Origin of the sequence: Streptomyces sp. NPDC059037 (genome assembly GCF_042740015.1) — a bacterium.
In the GTDB taxonomy this organism is placed as follows: domain Bacteria; phylum Actinomycetota; class Actinomycetes; order Streptomycetales; family Streptomycetaceae; genus Streptomyces.
This window is the reverse complement of record NZ_JBHYIG010000207.1, coordinates 1-17,472: the sequence shown is the minus strand read 5'-3', so window position 1 is coordinate 17,472 and position 17,472 is coordinate 1. Positions and strand designations below refer to the sequence as shown.

Annotated in this window: 16 protein-coding genes; 5 read left to right on the top strand and 11 right to left on the bottom strand. The window is 70.3% G+C overall.

What is annotated here, in order from left to right:
* Positions 1 to 129: 129 nt before the first annotated feature.
* On the bottom strand, positions 130 to 957 hold the full coding sequence (locus tag ACFWY6_RS32495; protein ID WP_361825730.1) for an enoyl-CoA hydratase family protein: 828 nt from the start codon (positions 955 to 957) through the stop codon (positions 130 to 132).
* A gap of 265 nt (positions 958 to 1,222) precedes the next feature.
* Here ACFWY6_RS32495 and ACFWY6_RS32490 point away from each other — a divergent pair, with 265 nt between their 5' ends.
* The gene (locus ACFWY6_RS32490; RefSeq protein ID WP_384698028.1) at positions 1,223 to 1,639 is read left to right on the top strand and encodes an ATP-binding protein; all 417 of its coding nucleotides are present in this window, start codon (positions 1,223 to 1,225) and stop codon (positions 1,637 to 1,639) included.
* Here the strand turns inward: ACFWY6_RS32490 and ACFWY6_RS32485 are convergent.
* The 3 genes from ACFWY6_RS32485 to ACFWY6_RS32475 form a co-directional block, all read right to left on the bottom strand.
* Positions 1,620 to 3,092 carry an amino acid permease gene (locus tag ACFWY6_RS32485; protein WP_384698025.1) on the bottom strand — a complete coding sequence of 491 codons (1,473 nt, stop codon included), beginning with the start codon at positions 3,090 to 3,092 and terminating at the stop codon, positions 1,620 to 1,622. The two genes, ACFWY6_RS32490 and ACFWY6_RS32485, sit on opposite strands and share 20 nt — an antisense overlap.
* A 104-nt stretch (positions 3,093 to 3,196) precedes the next feature.
* The gene (argF, locus tag ACFWY6_RS32480) at positions 3,197 to 4,195 is read right to left on the bottom strand and encodes an ornithine carbamoyltransferase (protein WP_384698022.1); all 999 of its coding nucleotides are present in this window, start codon (positions 4,193 to 4,195) and stop codon (positions 3,197 to 3,199) included.
* Between the two features lie 127 nt (positions 4,196 to 4,322).
* Complete coding sequence (locus ACFWY6_RS32475; RefSeq protein WP_384698019.1) at positions 4,323 to 5,549, bottom strand: arginine deiminase; 1,227 nt, start codon at positions 5,547 to 5,549, stop codon at positions 4,323 to 4,325.
* 163 nt (positions 5,550 to 5,712) lie between these two features.
* Between ACFWY6_RS32475 and ACFWY6_RS32470 the strand changes: the two genes are divergently transcribed.
* The 4 genes from ACFWY6_RS32470 to ACFWY6_RS32455 all read left to right on the top strand — a co-directional run bounded on the left by ACFWY6_RS32470 (position 5,713) and on the right by ACFWY6_RS32455 (position 10,477).
* Entirely contained in the window at positions 5,713 to 6,498 is a 786-nt protein-coding gene (locus ACFWY6_RS32470; RefSeq protein WP_384698016.1) for a hypothetical protein, read from the top strand.
* Positions 6,495 to 7,244: a two-component system response regulator CseB gene (gene cseB / locus ACFWY6_RS32465; protein ID WP_384698014.1), complete on the top strand. Its 750-nt coding sequence runs from the start codon at positions 6,495 to 6,497 to the stop codon at positions 7,242 to 7,244. Before ACFWY6_RS32470 ends, cseB begins: the two co-directional genes overlap by 4 nt.
* Positions 7,245 to 7,246: 2 nt before the next feature.
* Positions 7,247 to 8,494, top strand: coding sequence for an ATP-binding protein (locus tag ACFWY6_RS32460; RefSeq protein ID WP_384698011.1), 1,248 nt, complete (start codon positions 7,247 to 7,249; stop codon positions 8,492 to 8,494).
* A 69-nt stretch (positions 8,495 to 8,563) separates the two neighbouring features.
* Complete coding sequence (locus tag ACFWY6_RS32455; protein WP_384698008.1) at positions 8,564 to 10,477, top strand: transglycosylase domain-containing protein; 1,914 nt, start codon at positions 8,564 to 8,566, stop codon at positions 10,475 to 10,477.
* On the opposite strand, the gene ACFWY6_RS32450 is transcribed toward ACFWY6_RS32455, so the two are convergent.
* From ACFWY6_RS32450 to ACFWY6_RS32420, 7 genes are all read right to left on the bottom strand, one after another.
* Positions 10,384 to 11,247, bottom strand: a complete 864-nt coding sequence (locus tag ACFWY6_RS32450) for a M23 family metallopeptidase (RefSeq protein WP_384698006.1) — start codon at positions 11,245 to 11,247, stop codon at positions 10,384 to 10,386. The genes ACFWY6_RS32455 and ACFWY6_RS32450 overlap by 94 nt on opposite strands.
* An 83-nt stretch (positions 11,248 to 11,330) precedes the next feature.
* Positions 11,331 to 13,085 (bottom strand): ABC transporter ATP-binding protein, encoded by a 1,755-nt coding sequence (locus ACFWY6_RS32445; RefSeq protein ID WP_384698003.1) that lies wholly within the window; start codon positions 13,083 to 13,085, stop codon positions 11,331 to 11,333.
* Positions 13,082 to 13,258, bottom strand: a complete 177-nt coding sequence (locus tag ACFWY6_RS32440) for a hypothetical protein (RefSeq protein ID WP_384698000.1) — start codon at positions 13,256 to 13,258, stop codon at positions 13,082 to 13,084. The genes ACFWY6_RS32445 and ACFWY6_RS32440 overlap by 4 nt, the downstream gene beginning before the upstream one ends.
* 44 nt (positions 13,259 to 13,302) lie before the next feature.
* On the bottom strand, positions 13,303 to 14,058 hold the full coding sequence (locus ACFWY6_RS32435; RefSeq protein WP_384697997.1) for a class I SAM-dependent DNA methyltransferase: 756 nt from the start codon (positions 14,056 to 14,058) through the stop codon (positions 13,303 to 13,305).
* Between the two features lie 47 nt (positions 14,059 to 14,105).
* A complete protein-coding gene (locus tag ACFWY6_RS32430) occupies positions 14,106 to 14,927 on the bottom strand; it encodes a nuclear transport factor 2 family protein (protein WP_384697995.1) in 822 nt (273 codons plus the stop codon).
* A 49-nt stretch (positions 14,928 to 14,976) separates the two neighbouring features.
* Entirely contained in the window at positions 14,977 to 15,558 is a 582-nt protein-coding gene (locus ACFWY6_RS32425; protein WP_384697992.1) for a hypothetical protein, read from the bottom strand.
* On the bottom strand, positions 15,555 to 17,258 hold the full coding sequence (locus ACFWY6_RS32420; protein ID WP_384697989.1) for an alpha/beta fold hydrolase: 1,704 nt from the start codon (positions 17,256 to 17,258) through the stop codon (positions 15,555 to 15,557). The genes ACFWY6_RS32425 and ACFWY6_RS32420 overlap by 4 nt, the downstream gene beginning before the upstream one ends.
* Positions 17,259 to 17,472 lie beyond the last annotated feature (214 nt).

Here is a 17,472-nt window from a genome sequence, read left to right as displayed (position 1 = left end):
CGGCCCCGGACGCTTCGGCGCGGCTGCCCGGCGCGCCGGACGCGGGCCGCCCGTCTGCCGCAAGCCGCTCGCCGGGTGCCGGCGCCTCGCCCCGCATCGGCCGACCGGTCCGCTCCGTCGCGCCCATGCTCATCGCCCCTGCCACTTCGGCGGGCGCTTCTCGGTGAAGGCGGCGTGGAATTCCTTGTAGTCCTCGCCGTTCATGAGCAGCGCCTGGGTCGCCGCGTCCAGCTCGACGGCCGCCGCGAGCGGCATGTCGAGTTCCGAGGTGAGCAGCGCCTTGGTCTGCGCGTACGCGAGGGCGGGACCGTCGGCGAGGCGGCGGGCCAGGGTCCCCGCGGCCTCGGCGGCCCTGCCCTCGTCGGTCAGCTCGCTGATCAGTCCGATCCGCTCGGCTTCGGGGGCGCGCACCGGTTCGCCCAGCATCAGGAGCCGCGTCGCGTGACCGAGGCCGACGACGCGGGGCAGCAGGTAGGCGGCCCCCATGTCGCCGCCCGACAGGCCCACCCGCGTGAAGAGGAAGGAGAAACGTGCCGAGGGGTCGGCCACCCGGAAGTCGGCGGCGAGCGCGAGGACGGCGCCGGCGCCGGCGGCCACGCCGTGCACGGCGGCGATCACGGGGAAGGGGCACTCGCGGATCGCGCGCACGACCTGCCCCGTCATGCGGTTGAAGTCGAGCAGCTGCGCGGTGTCCATGGAGAGGGTCGCGCCGATGATCTCGTCGACGTCACCGCCCGAGCAGAAGCCCCGCCCCTCTCCGCCGAGGACCAGGGCGCGCACGGATTTGTCGCGGGACAGCTCGGCGAGGAGATCGCGCAGATCGGCGTAGGCGCCGAAGGTGAGGGCGTTGAGCTTGTCGGGGCGGGCGAGCGTGACCGTGGCGACCCCGTCCTCGACCTCGTACCGCAGGTGCTGCCAGTCGGGGGTGCGGGGCGCGGAGCCGGTGAAGGGACTCATCAGATGCGGCCTCCTCGGCCTGGTCTTGAGTTCGCTGCCCTTCGAAGTTATCACCGATCCGTGACTGTCGTCATGAGTGCGCTATAAGGCCGCCGCCTCCCCCGCCCCACCGGGAACGAAAGTCACGATATGCACGTCTTTTCACTTGGAGCACCACAGGGCCGGACGTCCCGTGATATGCCCGACCGACGACCCTGTCGACATAGTGATTAAGATTCGTACGGTTGAAAGCAGGACCGCCTGCTGCCTGAACGGACCACCCGCCTTGCACGAACCGCCCGCTCCCGCCTCGTGGCGCATCGCGCTGCCGCACACCACGGCAGCCGTGCCGATCGCCCGCGCGCTGGTGCGTACGGCCCTCGCGGAGATCGAGTCGGCCGCCGACACCGACACCGCGGAGCTGCTCACTGCGGAGCTGGTGGCCAACGCGGTGGAGCACACGGCGGGGGGAGAGCCGATAGAGCTTGTCATCGAGCTCCTGCCGAACGGCTGCCAGGTCGAGGTGCACGACTCCAACCCGCTGCCGCCCGGCAACCTCACGGACCCCGCGCCGGACTCGGAGCCCGACCCCTGGCAGGAGCACGGGCGCGGACTGCTCCTGATCCGCACCCTCAGCTCGTCCTGCGGTCACCGCCCCACCGACTCCGGCAAGGCGGTCTGGTTCACACTGCCTGCGGCGTAGGCACCTCGGCCGCTGCGTCGGCCTTCGCCGCTGCCTCCGCGGCCGCCCTGCCGAGCCGCGAGTGCCCGCGGCCGTACAGCGCGTACACCAGAGCGCCCACCACGAGGAACACGGCGAACTGCACCCACGTCGTCCAGCCCGTGCCCCAGATCAGATAGAGGCAGAAGCCCACGCCGAGCACCGGGCTCACGGGGTACAGCGGCACCCGGAAGGTGCGCTTCAGCTCGGGGGCCGAGCGGCGCAGCGCGATCACCGCGACATTCACTACGATCATGATCGCCAGCGTGCCGATCGTCGTCAGGTTCACCACCGCGTCCAGCGACGAGAAGGCGGCGGGGACGGCGAAGACCGCCGCGACGATCCAGGTGTTGGCGACCGGCGTCGAGGTCTTCGGCGAGACGCGCTCGAAGACGCGCGGGACGAGCCCGTCCCGGGACATGGACATCAGGATGCGGGTCTGCCCGTACATCACGGCGAGTACGACGGACGCGATCGCCACGACCGCGCCGAAGGCGATGATGCCGCCGCCGACGGCCGAGTCGGTGACGTGGTCGACGACCAGCGAGAGCGCGGCGGGCTTGTCCGCGACCGCGTCGCCGCCGAGCGCGCCGATCGCCCCGAGCGCCACGGCCACGTACAGCAGGGTGACGACACCGATGCAGATCATGATCGCGATCGGGATGTTCCGCCGCGGGTTCTTGACCTCTTCGCCGGCCGTGGTGATCGCGTCGAAGCCGATGAAGGAGAAGAAGGCGAGCGAGGCGCCCGAGGTGATGCCGGCGACTCCCGCGCCCGCGAAGGGCGTGAGGTTGCCGTCCTTGAACGCGGTGAAGGCGATCGCCAGGAAGAGCAGCAGGATCCCGATCTTGAGCACGGCCATCGCGGCCGTCGCCCCCGCGCTCTCGCGGATGCCGCGCACGAGCAGGGTCGCGGCGAGCAGGATCACGACGATGGCGGGCAGGTTCACGACGCCACCCTCGCCCGGTCCCATGGAGAGCGCGTCGGGCAGCTGCCGGCCGGTGAGGCTGTCGAGCAGCTCGTTCAGGTACTGGCTCCAGCCGACCGCCACGGCCGAGACGGAGACGCCGTACTCCAGGAGCAGACACCAGCCGACCAGGAACGCGGTGCGCTCGCCGAGCGATCCGTACGCGAAGGAGTAGGAGCTGCCGGAGACCGGTATCGCGCCGCCCAGCTCCGCGAACGAGAACGCGGTGAAGATGCAGGTCACGGCCGCGAGGACATACGAGACGGCGACCGCGGGGCCCGCCTCGGCGACGCTGTCGGAGAGGCCGACGAAGATGCCGGTGCCGACGATGGCGCCGACACCGAAGCAGACCAGCTGGAAGAGGCTCATGGTCCGCTTCAGACCGTGCCCCTCCAGGTCTGCGCCCGATTCGGCGACGAGGAGTTCGGGGGACTTGATGCGGAGCCCTGCCGGGCCGGTCGAGCGCATGCGGTGGTTCTCATTTCGGTGGTGCTGGAAGCGGCGGGGTTGATGCCGCAAAGAAGCGGGACCGGGGGAAGGTGTTCCCCGGCCCCGCTGGATCGAGCAGCAGGTCAGGCGAGCGTGGCGACGAGGATCGCCTTGATCGTGTGGAGCCGGTTCTCCGCCTCGTCGAAGACGACGGAGTGCGCCGACTCGAAGACCTCGTCGGTGACCTCGAGAGAGCTTAGACCGTGCCGCTCGTGGATCTCGCGGCCGACCTTCGTGCCCACGTCGTGGTAGGCGGGCAGGCAGTGCAGGAACTTCACGCCGGTGTTGCCCGTGGCGCGCAGGACGTCCATCGTCACGGCGTACGGAGCCAGGGCCGTTATGCGCTCGTCCCAGACCTCCTTGGGCTCGCCCATGGAGACCCAGACGTCGGTCACGACGAAGTCGGCGCCCGCGACGCCTTCGGCGACGTCCTCGCTGAGCGTGATCCTGGCGCCGCTGGTCTCGGCGAGCCGACGAGCGCGGGCGACGATCTCGTCGGCGGGCCAGTAGGCCTTCGGCGCGACGATGCGTACGTCCATGCCGAGCAGCGCGCCGGTGACGAGGTAGGAGTTGCCCATGTTGAAGCGGGCGTCGCCGAGGTAGGCGAAGGCGATCTCGGTGAGGGGCTTGGTGCTGTGCTCGGTCATCGTGAGCACGTCGGCGAGCATCTGGGTGGGGTGCCAGTCGTCGGTCAGACCGTTCCAGACGGGTACGCCCGCGTAGGCGGCGAGCTCCTCGACGGAGTCCTGGCTGTCCCCGCGGTACTCGATGCCGTCGAACATCCGGCCGAGCACCCGGGCGGTGTCCTTGACCGACTCCTTGTGCCCGATCTGGGAGCCCGATGGGTCGAGGTACGTGGTGGATGCGCCCTGGTCGGCGGCGGCGACCTCGAAGGAACAGCGGGTGCGCGTCGAGGTCTTCTCGAAGATCAGCGCGATGTTCTTGCCGCGCAGCCGCTGCGTCTCGGTCCCCGCCTTCTTGGCCGCCTTCAGCTCGGCGGCCAGTTCGATCAGGCCGCGGAACTCCTCGGCGGTGAAGTCCAGCTCCTTGAGGAAGTGGCGGCCGGTGAGGTCGATGGCCATGGGGGCGCTCCAGGGGTACGAGTAAGGGGACTCTGGAAGTCTATACGACGCTCCACATTTCTATACAGGCCGGTTTTCCCTGCGGAACAGGCCCGGATGCGCTCCGCCCCGCCACCCCGCTCACCCCTCAGTCGACGGGATCCCGCTCCACCGGGCAACTCATGCACCGCGGCCCGCCCCGGCCCCGGCCGAGCTCGCTGCCCCGGATCTCGATGACCTCGATGCCCTCCTTGCGCAGATAGGTGTTCGTGGTCGAGTTCCGCTCGTACGCGACCACGACACCCGGCTCGACCGCGAGGACGTTGCAGCCGTCGTCCCACTGCTCGCGCTCGGCCGCGTGCACGTCCTGGGTGGCGGTGAGCACCCGGATGCGGCTCAGGCCGAGCGCCGCCGCGATCGCCCGGTGCATGTGCTCGGGCGGATGGTCGGTGACCTTCAGCTCGCGCCCGTCGACGCCCGGCTCGATGGTGTACGAGCGGAGCATGCCGAGCCCCGCGTACTGCGTGAAGGTGTCGCCGTCGACCATCGTCATCACCGTGTCGAGATGCATGAACGCGCGTCGCTTCGGCATGTCGAGCGCCACGATCGTCTGCGCCGAACCCGCGGCGAACAGCTTGTGGGCGAGCATCTCGACGGCCTGCGGGGTGGTGCGCTCGCTCATCCCGATGAGCACCGCGCCCTGGCCGATCACCAGGACGTCGCCGCCCTCGATGGTGGAGGGGTAGTCCGACTGCCCCTGGGACCAGATGTGGAAGTCCTCGGCGCGGAACAGCGGGTGGTACTGGTAGATCGCCTCGAAGTGCACGGTCTCGCGCTGCCTGGCCGGCAGGCGCATCGCGTTGATGGACACGCCGTCGTGGATCCAGGCCGAAGTGTCGCGCGTGAAGAGGTGGTTGGGGAGCGGGCCGAGCAGGAAGTCGTCCAGGTCCATGCAGTGGAAGCGCACGGACGTCGGCTCCGGATGCCGCTCCAGGAACTCCCGCTTGGTCATCCCGCCGACCAGCGCCTCGACGAGCTCGGCGGAGGGCATCGTCTCGAACGCGGCCCGCAGATGGTCGGTGGCGAGCGGCCCGTACTCCTTCTCGTCGAAGACCCGGTCCAGGACGAGAAGGCGGGCCGCCGGTACGTCCAGGGCCTCGGTGAGCAGGTCGCCGAAGAGGTGGACGGTCACATCCCGGTCCCGCAGGACGTCCGCGAATCCGTCGTGTTCCTGGCGGGCTCTGCGGACCCACAGGACGTCGTCGAAGAGCAACGCGTCCTTGTTGGTGGGGGTGAGCCGCTTCAGCTCCAGATCAGGGCGGTGCAGTATCACGCGGCGCAGCCGCCCGGCCTCGGAGTCGACTCGGAAGGTCATGAACTCAGCCTGCCACGCCGGGGCGGCCGGGACACCAGGACCGGCCACACCGCTCCCGGCGGACGCCCGCCCCACGGGTGTACGTCGCGGAACTTCCCTGTCCCGTCCGGGAGTTCCCACTGCCGGGCGGCCCCGCTCGGGCGCCGGTTAGGCTGGCCGGGCCATGCACCTCTCCTGCCACCCCTCCCCCACGCCGCCACGAGCCCCCGCGCGTGCGGTCCGTACGGCCGTGGCCGTCGCCGTCTCCGGGGTGGTCGGATGCGCCGCGCTGACCGGGTGCGCCGCTGGGAACGGCGGGGTCGAGGACGGGGGCGTCGCGCCGAGCCTCTCGGCGCCGGTCAGCTCCTCGCCGCTGTGGCCCGACTACACGTCCCCGCCGTCCGAGCGCAATGGCCTGGACCCCGGCCCCACCAAGCCCTACCTGCCCGTCAAGGGCGTGTCGGTGCCCGCGGGAGGCCTGCGGAAGGTGCCGCTTGAGGACCTCCTTTCGCACGACCCCAACGTGCCCGGGATGGTGAGTGCCATGCCGAAGGTCTGTCCGGGAGCGAAGTGCGGCATCCGCACCCCCGTCCACCGGGACCTCACCGGGGACGGCGCCGACGAGCTCATCGTGGCCGTCGACGATCCGGGCACCGCGAGCACCGTCGTCGTGGTCTACCGCGCCACCGGCCACACCGTCCGGCCCATCCTCGTCGCGTACGGCCAGCTGGGGCTCACCGGCGAGACGCTCGGCCGGGACCTCGTGCTGACCTGGGCCGGGGCCTCCGGCGAGTACATCACCCGCTACCGGTGGAACGGCAAGGGGCTGGTGCCCCACCTGGAGGACGGCGAGCCCGCCCCCGTGGCCACCCCCAGCGTCGCCCCCGACCCGCAGCCCCCGACCGCCACGCCCAGCGCCACCCCGGACCCGCAGCGTTCCGCGCGCCCCGACCTGAGGCCCACGCCATGACGACCCCCCCCCCCCACCCCGCACCGGCGCGGCCCGCGCCCCGGCCCGCGGCCGAGGCCCACCTCCTGCTGGTCGAGGACGACGAGGTCATCCGCAACACCGTCCGGATGGTGCTCGAGCGCTACGGCTTCACCGTCTCCACGGCCGCCGACGGCCTGACCGGCCTGGAGATCTTCCGCGAGAGCCGGCCCGACCTGCTCCTGCTCGACGTGATGCTCCCCGAGCTCGACGGCATCGGTCTGTGCCGCCGCGTCCGCGAACTGAGCCTCGCGCCCATCCTGATGATGTCGGCGCGCGGCGACTCCCTCGACGTGATCTCGGGGCTTGAGGCAGGCGCCGACGACTACGTCGTGAAGCCCATCGAGAGCCCCGTGCTGGTCGCCCGGATCCGCTCCCTGCTGCGCCGCTGCTCCTTCGGCCCCGCCACCGCGGGCCTTCCGGAGGCCGCCGACGACCCGGAAGTGGTCCTTGCCTTCGGTGAACTGACCATCGACACCAAGGGCATGGAGGTGCGGCGGGCCGGGGAGCCGCTGGCGCTGACCCCGACCGAGCTGCGGATGCTCCTGGAGTTCGCCGCGTCGCCCGGCGTGGTGCTTGAGCGCCAGACCCTGCTCAGCCGGGTGTGGGACCACGCCTGGCACGGCGACACCCGCGTGGTCGACCTGCATGTGCAGCGGCTGCGCGCCAAGATCGGTGCCGAACGGATCGAGACGGTCCGCGGCTTCGGCTACAAGCTGCGGCGCTGACCATGGCGTTGCGCTGGCGGATCATCGCGCTCGTCGCCGCGGCCATCTGCACCGTGGCCGCGGCCGTCGGCGTACTCGTGCACAACGCGTCCCGTGCGCGGGAGCTGTCCCAGGCCCGCGACGCCGCGAGCACCACCCTCGACAGGGCGGCCGTGACCTACGCCCGCACCGGAGTCGTCCAGGGGTCCGGCGCCGCGCTCGACGCCCGCGACCTGCCCGCGGGACTGCGGCGTCTTGTCCACAAGGGACGGCAGGGCACCGAGTTCACCGGCGGCCCCGGCGGACCCGCGATGTGGGCCGCCCGGCCGGCGGGCGGCCGGGTGCTCTCCGTACACATCGACATGTCGGCCAACATGCGCAACATCAGCGCCCTGGACACCAACATCGTCCTCGCCGGTCTTGTCGTCACCGCGGTGGTCCTTCCGCTCGGGGTGCTCACCGCGGGGCGGATGAGCCGGCGGCTGCGGATGGCCGCGGGCACCGCGCGCCGGATCGCCGCGGGCGACCTGGACGCCCGGATCGCCGCAAGGCCGCGGCCGCACGACGAGATCGCCGAGATCTCCGGTGCCGTGGACTCGATGGCCTCCGCGCTGCAGGAGCGGCTCCGCGCCGAGCAGCGCTTCACCGCCGACGTCGCGCACGAGCTGCGCACCCCGCTCATGGGCCTGGTCACCGCGGCGGAACTGCTGCCCGACGAGGACGAGGCCGTGGGGTACGTACGGGACCGGATCCGGGTCCTGAGCACCCTCGTCGAGGACCTGTTGGAGATCTCCCGGCTCGACGCGGGCGCGGAGCAGGCCGACCCGTCGCCGTGCCCGGTGGCACCGCTGGTCGAGGCGGCGATAGCACGTACGGAACTGCCCGCGCAGGTACGGGTCGACGCCGCGCCGGAGCGTGCCACGGTCTGGACCGACCCGCGGCGCCTCGAGCGCATCGTGGCCAACCTGCTGGTCAACGCGCACCGCCACGGCCAGCCCCCGGTCGAGGTCACCGTGGCCGCGGACGGCAGGACCGTGACCGTACGCGACCACGGCGGCGGCTACCCCGATGAACTCCTCGAGGACGGCCCGCAGCGCTTCCGCACCGGTGTCCGCGAACGCGGCCGCGGCCACGGCCTGGGGCTGACCATCGCCCGCGGCCAGGCCGAAGTGATCGGCGCCGCCCTTGAGTTCGGCAACGCGCCGGACGGCGGAGCCGTCGCCACGCTCCGTCTGCCCGCCGGCTCCGAGCCCCGGCCGATACACAGCTGATACAACCCCGCGCGACAGCCGACACCCCGCTTTGAGCCGTCCAAGATCTTCTCTGCCGAAGATGCGGTCATGCGTATCAGGCAGGCAAAACGAGAGCCACGGGACGCGGAGGAGGCGGAGAAGGCGGAGGAGGCCGAGGCGGCGGCCGGCGAATCCGCCGTCGGCCGTAGGCGCCGGCACGCGACCGTCCGCCCCAAGAGCCGCCTTCGCCGCCTCTTCAGCTGGAAGAGAATCCTGACGGCGGCGCTCTCCTTCGTCCTGCTCCTGGTGGGCGGCTTCACCGCCCTGTACCTCGCCATCGACGTCCCGCAGGGCAATGCGCAGGCCAAGGCGGAGAGCAACGTCTACCTCTACAGCGACGGCACCCTGCTGGCCCGCACCGGCGACGTCAACCGCGAGTCCGTCCCCATCAGCCGGGTGTCGAAGCCCGTCCGGCACGCCTTCGTCGCGGCCGAGAACAAGTCGTTCTACGAGGACTCCGGCATCGACCCGGCCGGGCTCACCCGCGGCCTGCTCAGCACGGTGTCCGGCGAGGGCACCCAGGGCGGCTCGACGATCACCCAGCAGTACGTCAAGAACTACTACCTCAGCCAGGAGCAGACCCTCACCCGCAAGGCGAAGGAGATGGTCATCTCGCTCAAGGTCGACCGGCGCGAGTCCAAGGACGACATCCTCGCCGGGTACCTCAACACCAGCTACTTCGGCCGTGTCGCGTACGGCATCCAGGCCGCCGCCCGCGCGTACTACGACACGGACGTCTCGGACCTGACCGTCGAGCAGGGGGCGTACCTCGCGGCGCTTCTGCAGGCGCCGAGTCAGTACGACTGGGCGGTGGCCGGGCCCACGGCCCGGCAACTGGTCAAGGCCCGCTGGAACTACGTACTGGACAACATGGTCGGCCAGGGCTGGCTCGACAAGGCCGAGCGGAAGGGGATGCGCTTCCCCGCGCCCAGGGCGCCCCGGCCCACCCCCGGCCTCGACGGACAGGCGGGCTACCTGGTCGACGTCGCCAACCGCGAACTGGCTGCCACCGGCATCAGCGAGCAGCAGCTCGCGGCGGGCGGCTGGACCATCACCCTGAACATCGACAAGAAGCGGCAACGGGCCCTGCGCACCGCCGTCGACGCGGGCGTGAGCGGCCCCGGCTCCCAGTCCGGCGCGGTGTCGGTCGACCCCAGGAACGGCCGGATCGTCGCGATGTACGGCGGCCGCGACTACACCAAGCACTACCTCAACAACGCCACACGCTCCGACTACCAGACGGGCCCCGCCTTCCTCCCGGTCGTCAGCGCGGCCAAAATGGAGGACCTCGAGGCGGCCCGTCCCGACGCGCCCGGCGAACACCCCTCCGCCGGGATCGAGAAGACGTCCGTGGACCTCGGCATCGACCCGCACGCCGGCGACTTCGACGACCCCGAGGCGGTCTCCCTCGGCCTGCTCGGCACCAGCCCGCTCGAACTCGCCGAGGTCTACGCGACCCTCGCCCACCACGGCAAGAAGGTCATCCCCTCGATCGTGAAGTCCGCCCAGCGCGGCGACGAACGCGCCGACGTGCGCAGCCCGTTGGGCGGCCAGACGGTCTCCCGCACCACCGCCGACACCGTCACCGCCAACCTGCAGACCGACTTCGACGGGCAGTTGGCCCAGGGCCCCGGCTCAAGCGCCACCGTCATGCAGCCCGTGGCAAGCGTCTCGGGCGCATCCGACGACAGGAAGGCGGCCTGGCACATCGGCTTCACGCCCCAACTGCTCACTGTCGTGGGCCTGTTCGGCGAGAACCCCAAGAGCGGCAAGCAGGCCCGGCTGGCCGCGGACGGGGAGAAACGGGCCGGCCGGATCTGGACGAACTACATGAGCCAGGCACTACGGGGTGAGCGTTCTTGGGGACGTCACGTGGAGCGGTCCGACAGGGGTGAGACGGCGACGCAGTGCGTGGCGTCTTCGGGCACACCGGTGTGTTCCACGCCGTCGTCGTCGCGGTAGCGCCAGGCGAACGGCACACCTCGTGCCGTCATCACGTCGGGGCCGTCCATGAGCTGGAAGTGCAGGTGGGGCTCGGACGAGTTGCCGGAGTTTCCGCATGCGGCGATCTCCTGGCCCGCCGTCACGCGGTCGCCCGCGGCCACGCGCAGCGAGCCGCGCCGCAGGTGTGCGAAGGCCGCGTGCACGCCGTCGCCGAGGTCCAGGATGATGTAGTTCCCCATGAGGTTGCTCGGCCAGCCGAGGCTGCGGATGAAGCCCTCCAGGTAGAGGAAGAGGAAGGCGGGGAAGGACATGCGCGAGAGATGGTCCCGCTGTCGTCCCGCGGTCGCGACGACGACTCCGTCGGCGGGGGCGAACACCGGCCTGCCGTACGTGGGGTAGAGGCGGGGGCTCCGGGCGAGTGGCCAGAGCCAGCGGAAGGGCGGGGCCTGCGGCGTGACGTCTTCGCCGCCGTCACCGCTGCTTGCCTCGGGGACGTACTTCAGGTCGATGGCGTACGTCTGCGCATGGCTGTGGGTGTGGCTGGGGACCTTCGTGGCCGGGCCGTTGAGCGCCACCCAGCGCCCTGCGGTGGGGACGCCGAGGAGTATCGGCTCGCGGTCCAGGGGCGGGCGCTGGGCGCGGGTCAGTGTCACGCGCATGGTCTGACCGACGATCAGCAGGGCCACGCCGGTGTACCAGAGCGGGCCGATCCCTTGGGTGTTCACCACGATGCACAAGGCGCCGGCGGCGAACACCAGGCCATAGCGCTTCCACAGCATCACGAGCATGTGCACCTCTTCGCAGGCATGTCAGTTCGGGCGGAGTCCGCATCCTGCCACGGTGGAGCGGCAGGTTCCGGCGAGGTCGGCCGTCATGAGGCTCCGATGGGAGCCAACTGCTGGCTGGCCAGCCGTCGGTAGGTGGCGTCCTCCGTCATCAGCTCCAGGTGGCTGCCGCGGGCCCTCAGCCGGCCGTCCTCGATGACGAGGATGTCGTCGGCGCCTGCGGTGGTGGAGATGCGGTGGGCGATCGTGAGCACTTGGCAGGTGGCGCCGATGGTGGTGAGGGCGGAACGCAAGGCCTTCTCGGAGTCCGAGTCGAGGTTCGACGTGACCTCGTCGAGGAGCAGGACCGCGGGGCGGGTGAGCAGGGCCCGGGCGATGGCCAGACGCTGGCGCTGGCCGCCGGAGAGCCCTGCGCCGCCCTCCCCGAGGCTGGTGTCGAGGCCGTCCGGCAGGGCGGCGACGACGTCGGTGAGGTGGGCCGCCTCCACGGCCCGGGTGATCTCCTCCGCCGTGGCGTCGGGCCGGGCGTAGACGAGGTTCTCGCGGACCGTGCCCCGCATGAGCGGGGAGTCCTGCTCGACCAGGCCGATACGGGAGCGGAGTTCCCGCAGCGGCAGGAGGGAGACGTCCTCGCCCGAGATCCGGATCGTCCCCTTGTCGGGGTCGTAGAAGCGTTCGATCAGTTGGAACAGTGTGGACTTGCCCGCGCCCGACGGTCCGACGATCGCGGTGATGCCGGTGGCGGGGAGCGTGAACGAGACGTCGTCGAGGGCTCGGGGCGCGGTGTCGGAGTAGCTGAAGGTGACGTTCTGGAACTCGACGGCGGCGGTCCCGCCGGCCTTGTCCCGGTCCCGCGCCACTCCACCCCGCTCCCGCGCCACCCCAGGCCCTGCCGGGGCCTCGACGGTCTCCTGGTCGACGGTGGCGAGGTCGTTGACACGGTCGATGGCGGCCCGGCCCTGCTGGAACTCCCCCAGCGACATGAAGAGCGTCACCAGCGGTGAGACGAGATAGAAGAGGTACATGATGAACGAGGTGAGGTCCGCGGCCGGGAGGGATCCCGTGGCGGTGCGGGCCATGCCCCAGGTGATCACCACCGCGAGGGACACCTGGGTGCCCACGTTCATCGCGGGCATCAGCATCGCCGACAGCCGGGTCACCCGGATTCCGCTGCCGCGTGCGGCGTTGGCGAGCGTGTCGATCCGCTCGGCTTCACGGCCCTCGGCGCCGGAGGCCTTGACCGTGGTGAGCGCGCCGAGGACCCGCAGGAGTCCGGAGCCGTAGTCGCTGGTGTCCTCGCGGTTCTGGACCGCCGCCTTGCGGACCGCTCTGGCCAGGAACAGCGCGAGGGTGGACGCGGCGCCGAGACAGCCCGCGGTGACCAGGAGCAGCCGCCAGTCGATCCAGGCCATGACGGCGATGCAGCCGACGGTGGTGAAGCCTGCCGTGATCATCTGGGCGACGGACGAGGACAGGGCGATCCGGGCGAGCGAGGTGTCGGAGACGGTACGGGTGAACACGTCACCGTGCTCGAGCCTGTTGAAGGCCCGTATCCGGGAGTGGAGCAAGCGCCCTGTCAGGGTGGAGCGCATGTCGAGGACGATGTTCTCGCCCGCCCGGCCGATGAGGTAGAAGTGCGTGGCGGCGAGCACCGCGTCCGCGACGAACAGGGCGGCTATGGACACGATCGGCCAGGTCACCGACTTGTCCAGGGAGACGGCTTCGATCAGGTCGCCGATGAGGAGCGGCTGCACGAGGGTCGCGGCGGTACCGCCGAGACCGAGGAGGATGCCGACGGCGAGCAGTACCCGATGGCGTCGGACGATCGCGGAGAAGTTCACGACGCGCCCTGCCCGACGGAGACGGCCATGATCATTGCGATGCTCGCGGCGAAGACGATGCCCAGGGCCATCGCCCGTCTGGTGAACCGTCCGTTCTCCCGGAACACCGCGGACATGCTCGGCGCGGCGAAGACGAACGTGACCGCGAACCACATCGCACGGCTTGTTGTCATCACTGGGTTCCTCCCTTGTACTGCTCGCTCACACCGGCGGTGGCTCAGGCGCTCTTGGTGTACGTGGTCAGGAACATCGGGTACTGCTCGGTGTACGGGGAGAGATGCCAGTCGGCATAGCGGCCTTCGGGGGTGAGGCCGGCTGCCGTGGCGTATCCGTCGACCTCGTCGGGGGTCGTGAGGCGCGCCAGTTCACTGCCCACCCGGGTGCTGCCGTCGGACTCGTACCAGATGTGGGAGCACTGCCATATCTCGGGGGTGAGCGTGGAGTGGGTCTGCAGCCCCGTTCCCGGCTCCGGGTAGGGCGTGAACAGGGTGGTGCGCGGCTGGCCGTCGTGGAGCGCCTCCACCGCGGGCCGGTTGCCCGTCTCCACCACCAACCGGCCACCAGGGGCAAGGAGTTCAGCGGCGCGGCGCACCGTCTCCTGCTGGTCCTCGGGGCTGAGCACCATCGACAGCGTTCCGCACACCACATAGACCAGGCCGTAGGTGCGGGTGTCGGTGTACGTGCGGATGTCCGCGTGCACGGAGACGACGTTCTCGCTCCCCGGGGCGTCGGCCAGTTGGGCGAGCATTTCCGGGGACGAGTCGACTCCGGTCACCTGTCCGGTCTTCTGGGAGAGCGGGACGGCGATGCGTCCGGTGCCGACCCCGAACTCGATGGTGCCGGCGTCGGGGTCGGGGTGGAGTCGTGCCAGGGCATCCGCGATGACCTGGGCGTCGGCGCCCCTGGGAAAGATCCGGTCGTACCACTTCGCGAACTGCGCGCCGTAGCCGATGTCTTCAACTGTGCTGGTCATTACGGGGTGTTCACTTCCCTTTGGCGGTGTACGGGGGCTGTCGCGGGTCAGGTGGGCCAGTAGCCGCTCCTGGTCTGCATCACGGAGCGCAGGAGGCGGACGCGTCCGTCGTCGGCGAACTCGCCGAAGGTGAAGACCTCCATCTCGCCCGCCCGGCGTCCGTTCTCCGAGGGCACCATGGAGTAGCGGGCGGCGAAGCGGTTGCCCTGGGCGAGCGCCGCGTGGACGTCCAGGGTGTAGTCGGGGCCCTTGTCGCGGGCCCCGGCGAGGGACTGCAGGGCCGCGGGGCGCTGCATCGACGTGCCGTTGATGTACTGGACGGAGTCGGGGGTGTGGAACCGGTCGAAGGCCTCTTCCAGGGGCACGCTCGGGTCGTTGGCCAGCTCCGCGAAGGTCGTGAGGTAGGCCGCGGGGTCCGCCGGCGCACCGTTCGGTGTGCCGGCGGATGCCGCGTCGCTGTCCCAGGTCTCGGTGTCGGAGCTGCCCCATCCGTAGGTCGACCGCGCGGTGGTGACGGTGGACGCGACGCGTCCGTCGTCGGCGAGGTCGGCGAAGATCACCACTTCGGTGTTGTGCCGCACCTGCATCACCAGGGGCTTGCTGATGGTGTAGCGGGCGGCGGCGCGGGTGCCGTCCACCACCGCCTCGTGGATCCACAGCTCGTACGGCGTCTGGTCCGCCCGCCACTGCGAAAGGTTCTTCAGCGTGGCGTCCCGGTCGAGCTGCTTCCGGTTGACCACATGGGTGGCGTCCGGGACGTGGTAGCGGTCCCAGACCTCCTCGAGGCTCTGCGCGGAGGCGAATGCGTCGGCGGTGTAGGTCCGGAGATAGCCGACGAAGTCGTCGGCGGGGATCGGGGCGGTGGTCATGGTGCGTACTCCAACGCTCTGTCGGTGGGGCGGTGTTTCTGGGTGGTGCTCAGGCCGCGGCGAGGTGCGGGCCGACCCGGTGCATCGGGGTGTACGGGGAGATGAACAAGGGCTCCGGGTCCTCGCTGGTGTCGTGCCCCGCGGCTCGTACGACCGCGAACTGGAAGCCCTTGACGTTCGTGTCGCCCTGCTGGTCGCGGATCGTCTTGCGGATGAACTCGGCGAGGACCCGGTAGGAGGAGGTCTTCTGCACCTCCGTCGCACCGGCCTGGGTGGCCTGCTGGAGGATGGCGGTGCACAGGTCGAACACCGACTTCTCCGGGCGGCGGGTGGCGAACCAGAACGCCTGGTACATCTTCCGGGGTTCGATCATGTCGATCTCGCTCCACTCGGACGTCCCGCCCGTGTGGTCGAGGGTTCGATAGACGTAGTGGAAGTCATGGGTCGCCGGGTTCGGGGCGAAGAACTTCCAGTTCGGGACGAAGGAGAAGAGGTCCTTGGCGCGGACCCGGTCGAACGCCGGGTGCGGGTGCTGCGCGGCGACGGTCGCCACCAGCATCCCCGCGCCCACGACGCGGGCCAGCGAACCGGGACCGGTGAAGGTGTCCTTGAGCAGGGTTGTCGGGTTCACCTCTGTGCTCCTTGCTCGTCGACGACGGACTCGCTGTCCGGGTCGCCCGTGCTGTCCTTCATGAAGTCGGTCATGTGCTGCACCGTCTTGTGGGCGAAGAGCGCGTTGGTCAACAGGGAGTCGTGGTCGGCCCCTTCGACGACCTTGACCTCGCCGCGCCGGTGCACCCGGGCCAGTTCGTTGTACATCAGAAGCTGCTCGGGGTCCTGATCGACGGTCTGCTGCGCGGCGATGATCAGCGCGGGCGCCGCCACCTGCGGCATGTCGCCGTCGAAGGACCTGAAGTCCTTCTCGACCGCCGCCCATTCACGCCGGCCGGCCTTCCAGAGCCGGGCGTCGGTGTACTGGGCGAACACCTTGTCCCGGTAGTTCGCCGGGAGCCTGTCGAGCCACCCGGGGCGGCTCATCAGGATGCCGGTGCCCAGCGAGAGGTAGCGGGCGGCGTGCGTGATGTTGTCGTTGAGGTCCTTCGCGCCGTCGCTCTGGCGCTCGGAGCGCTGCAGCTCGGCGGGGTGGGACGGGTCGAGGTAGACGAGTCCCGCGATCCGGTCCGGGATCCGGGCCGAGACCCGGCGGATCAGCTCTCCGCCCAGGGAGTGGCCGACCAGGACCGCCTTGCGGTGCGCGGGCACCGTGGCACGGATCAGATCCTCCAGGTCGTCGACCGACTCGTCCAGGACGAAGGGCGCGTTGGTGCGGCGGAGGCTGCCCGCGTACCCGGCTCGCGCGTACGAGACGACCGCGCTGTCCGAGTCGTTCACGAACCGCTCGGTGATCCAGGCGAAGTGCTCGGACGTCGAGGTGAGCCCGGCGCAGAAGACGAGGACCGGAGCGTCCGTCTCGTCGTCCCGGCCGCCTGTCTCGTACATGAGCTCGTTGCCGTGCCGGGTGACGAACTTGCGTGACGTGGGCCAGCCTTCGCGGACCACGGCGCGGCGCTGGGCGGCTGTCGCGGCGGCCACCGCGACGCCTGCGGCGAGCAGCAGTGCCGCGGCCTTCACCGCGCGGTCGTCGCGTCCCGCCACCAGCGGGTGCGTCTTGGGGGCCGTGGTGTAGGCGACCATGGGGTGCATGGCCGGGAAGGCCGTCATGAAGCGCCCGAGTCCCATGACGAAGCCGTTGGCGACGTGGAAACTTCCGGCTGCCGCGATCATCGGGCGGGTCAGCTTGCCGCCGGCGAGGTAGACGACCGGGAAGAGGCATTCCATCGCGAGGACGCTGTGCTGCACGTACTTCGCGGTCTTCGGGTAGCGCTGGGTGAGGCGGTAGGCGCTCTCGAACCCATAGGTGCGGGTGCGCATCACTCCGGGAAGTGCCGATCCGTCACGCCACTTCTCACCAAGGAGCTTGACCCAGCCGGAGGCCGCGTAGGACAGGCTCGCCTGCATCGCCACGTACCAGAGGAATGCGTCCTTGGTCTGTGAACTCTTCGAGAGGCGCGCGAGGCCGGTGGCGGTCTGCACCAGGTTCGCCACCTGGTCCGAACCGTCCGTGCCGTAGCGGTGGCGAGTCTGCAGAACGGAGGTGGAGGCGGTGAGGAAAAGACTTCCGGCCCCGCGCCATCTGCTGTTGCCGGGAAAAAGAAGTCCGACGCTCACGGCTGCCCGGGCGGCGTGAATCGCCACCGTGGCCTTCTTGCCGCTGACGGCCTCGGTGATCCTACGAATGGCCAGGTTTTTGGTCTCCGGGGATTCCTTCATGATTTCCCAGTCATTGAGACCACCGGGATCCAGCTGCTTGTGCTGGTGCAGATATTCAAGAGAGGAGGAGAGGGTGGTGAGCGCGGAGAGTCGCTCAGATAAACCCAGGGCGCGGTCCCGGGATATTGGCACCGGAGAGAAAAGCGACGAGACAAGCTTCTTCATTCGTCTCACAGGATATTCCTCACGACTGAACCATGGGTGAGCTAATATG

Coding starts and splice junctions, on each gene's coding strand:
- ACFWY6_RS32420 (WP_384697989.1), bottom strand. CDS start 17,258: ATGAAGGAATCCCCGGAGACCAAAAACCTGGCCATTCGTAGGATCACC.
- ACFWY6_RS32440 (WP_384698000.1), bottom strand. CDS start 13,258: ATGACAACAAGCCGTGCGATGTGGTTCGCGGTCACGTTCGTCTTCGCC.
- ACFWY6_RS32495 (WP_361825730.1), bottom strand. CDS start 957: ATGAGTCCCTTCACCGGCTCCGCGCCCCGCACCCCCGACTGGCAGCAC.
- ACFWY6_RS32485 (WP_384698025.1), bottom strand. CDS start 3,092: ATGCGCTCGACCGGCCCGGCAGGGCTCCGCATCAAGTCCCCCGAACTC.
- ACFWY6_RS32450 (WP_384698006.1), bottom strand. CDS start 11,247: ATGCTCGTGATGCTGTGGAAGCGCTATGGCCTGGTGTTCGCCGCCGGC.
- cseB (WP_384698014.1), top strand. CDS start 6,495: ATGACGACCCCCCCCCCCCACCCCGCACCGGCGCGGCCCGCGCCCCGG.
- ACFWY6_RS32435 (WP_384697997.1), bottom strand. CDS start 14,058: ATGACCAGCACAGTTGAAGACATCGGCTACGGCGCGCAGTTCGCGAAG.
- argF (WP_384698022.1), bottom strand. CDS start 4,195: ATGGCCATCGACCTCACCGGCCGCCACTTCCTCAAGGAGCTGGACTTC.
- ACFWY6_RS32470 (WP_384698016.1), top strand. CDS start 5,713: ATGCACCTCTCCTGCCACCCCTCCCCCACGCCGCCACGAGCCCCCGCG.
- ACFWY6_RS32475 (WP_384698019.1), bottom strand. CDS start 5,549: ATGACCTTCCGAGTCGACTCCGAGGCCGGGCGGCTGCGCCGCGTGATA.
- ACFWY6_RS32455 (WP_384698008.1), top strand. CDS start 8,564: ATGCGTATCAGGCAGGCAAAACGAGAGCCACGGGACGCGGAGGAGGCG.
- ACFWY6_RS32460 (WP_384698011.1), top strand. CDS start 7,247: ATGGCGTTGCGCTGGCGGATCATCGCGCTCGTCGCCGCGGCCATCTGC.
- ACFWY6_RS32430 (WP_384697995.1), bottom strand. CDS start 14,927: ATGACCACCGCCCCGATCCCCGCCGACGACTTCGTCGGCTATCTCCGG.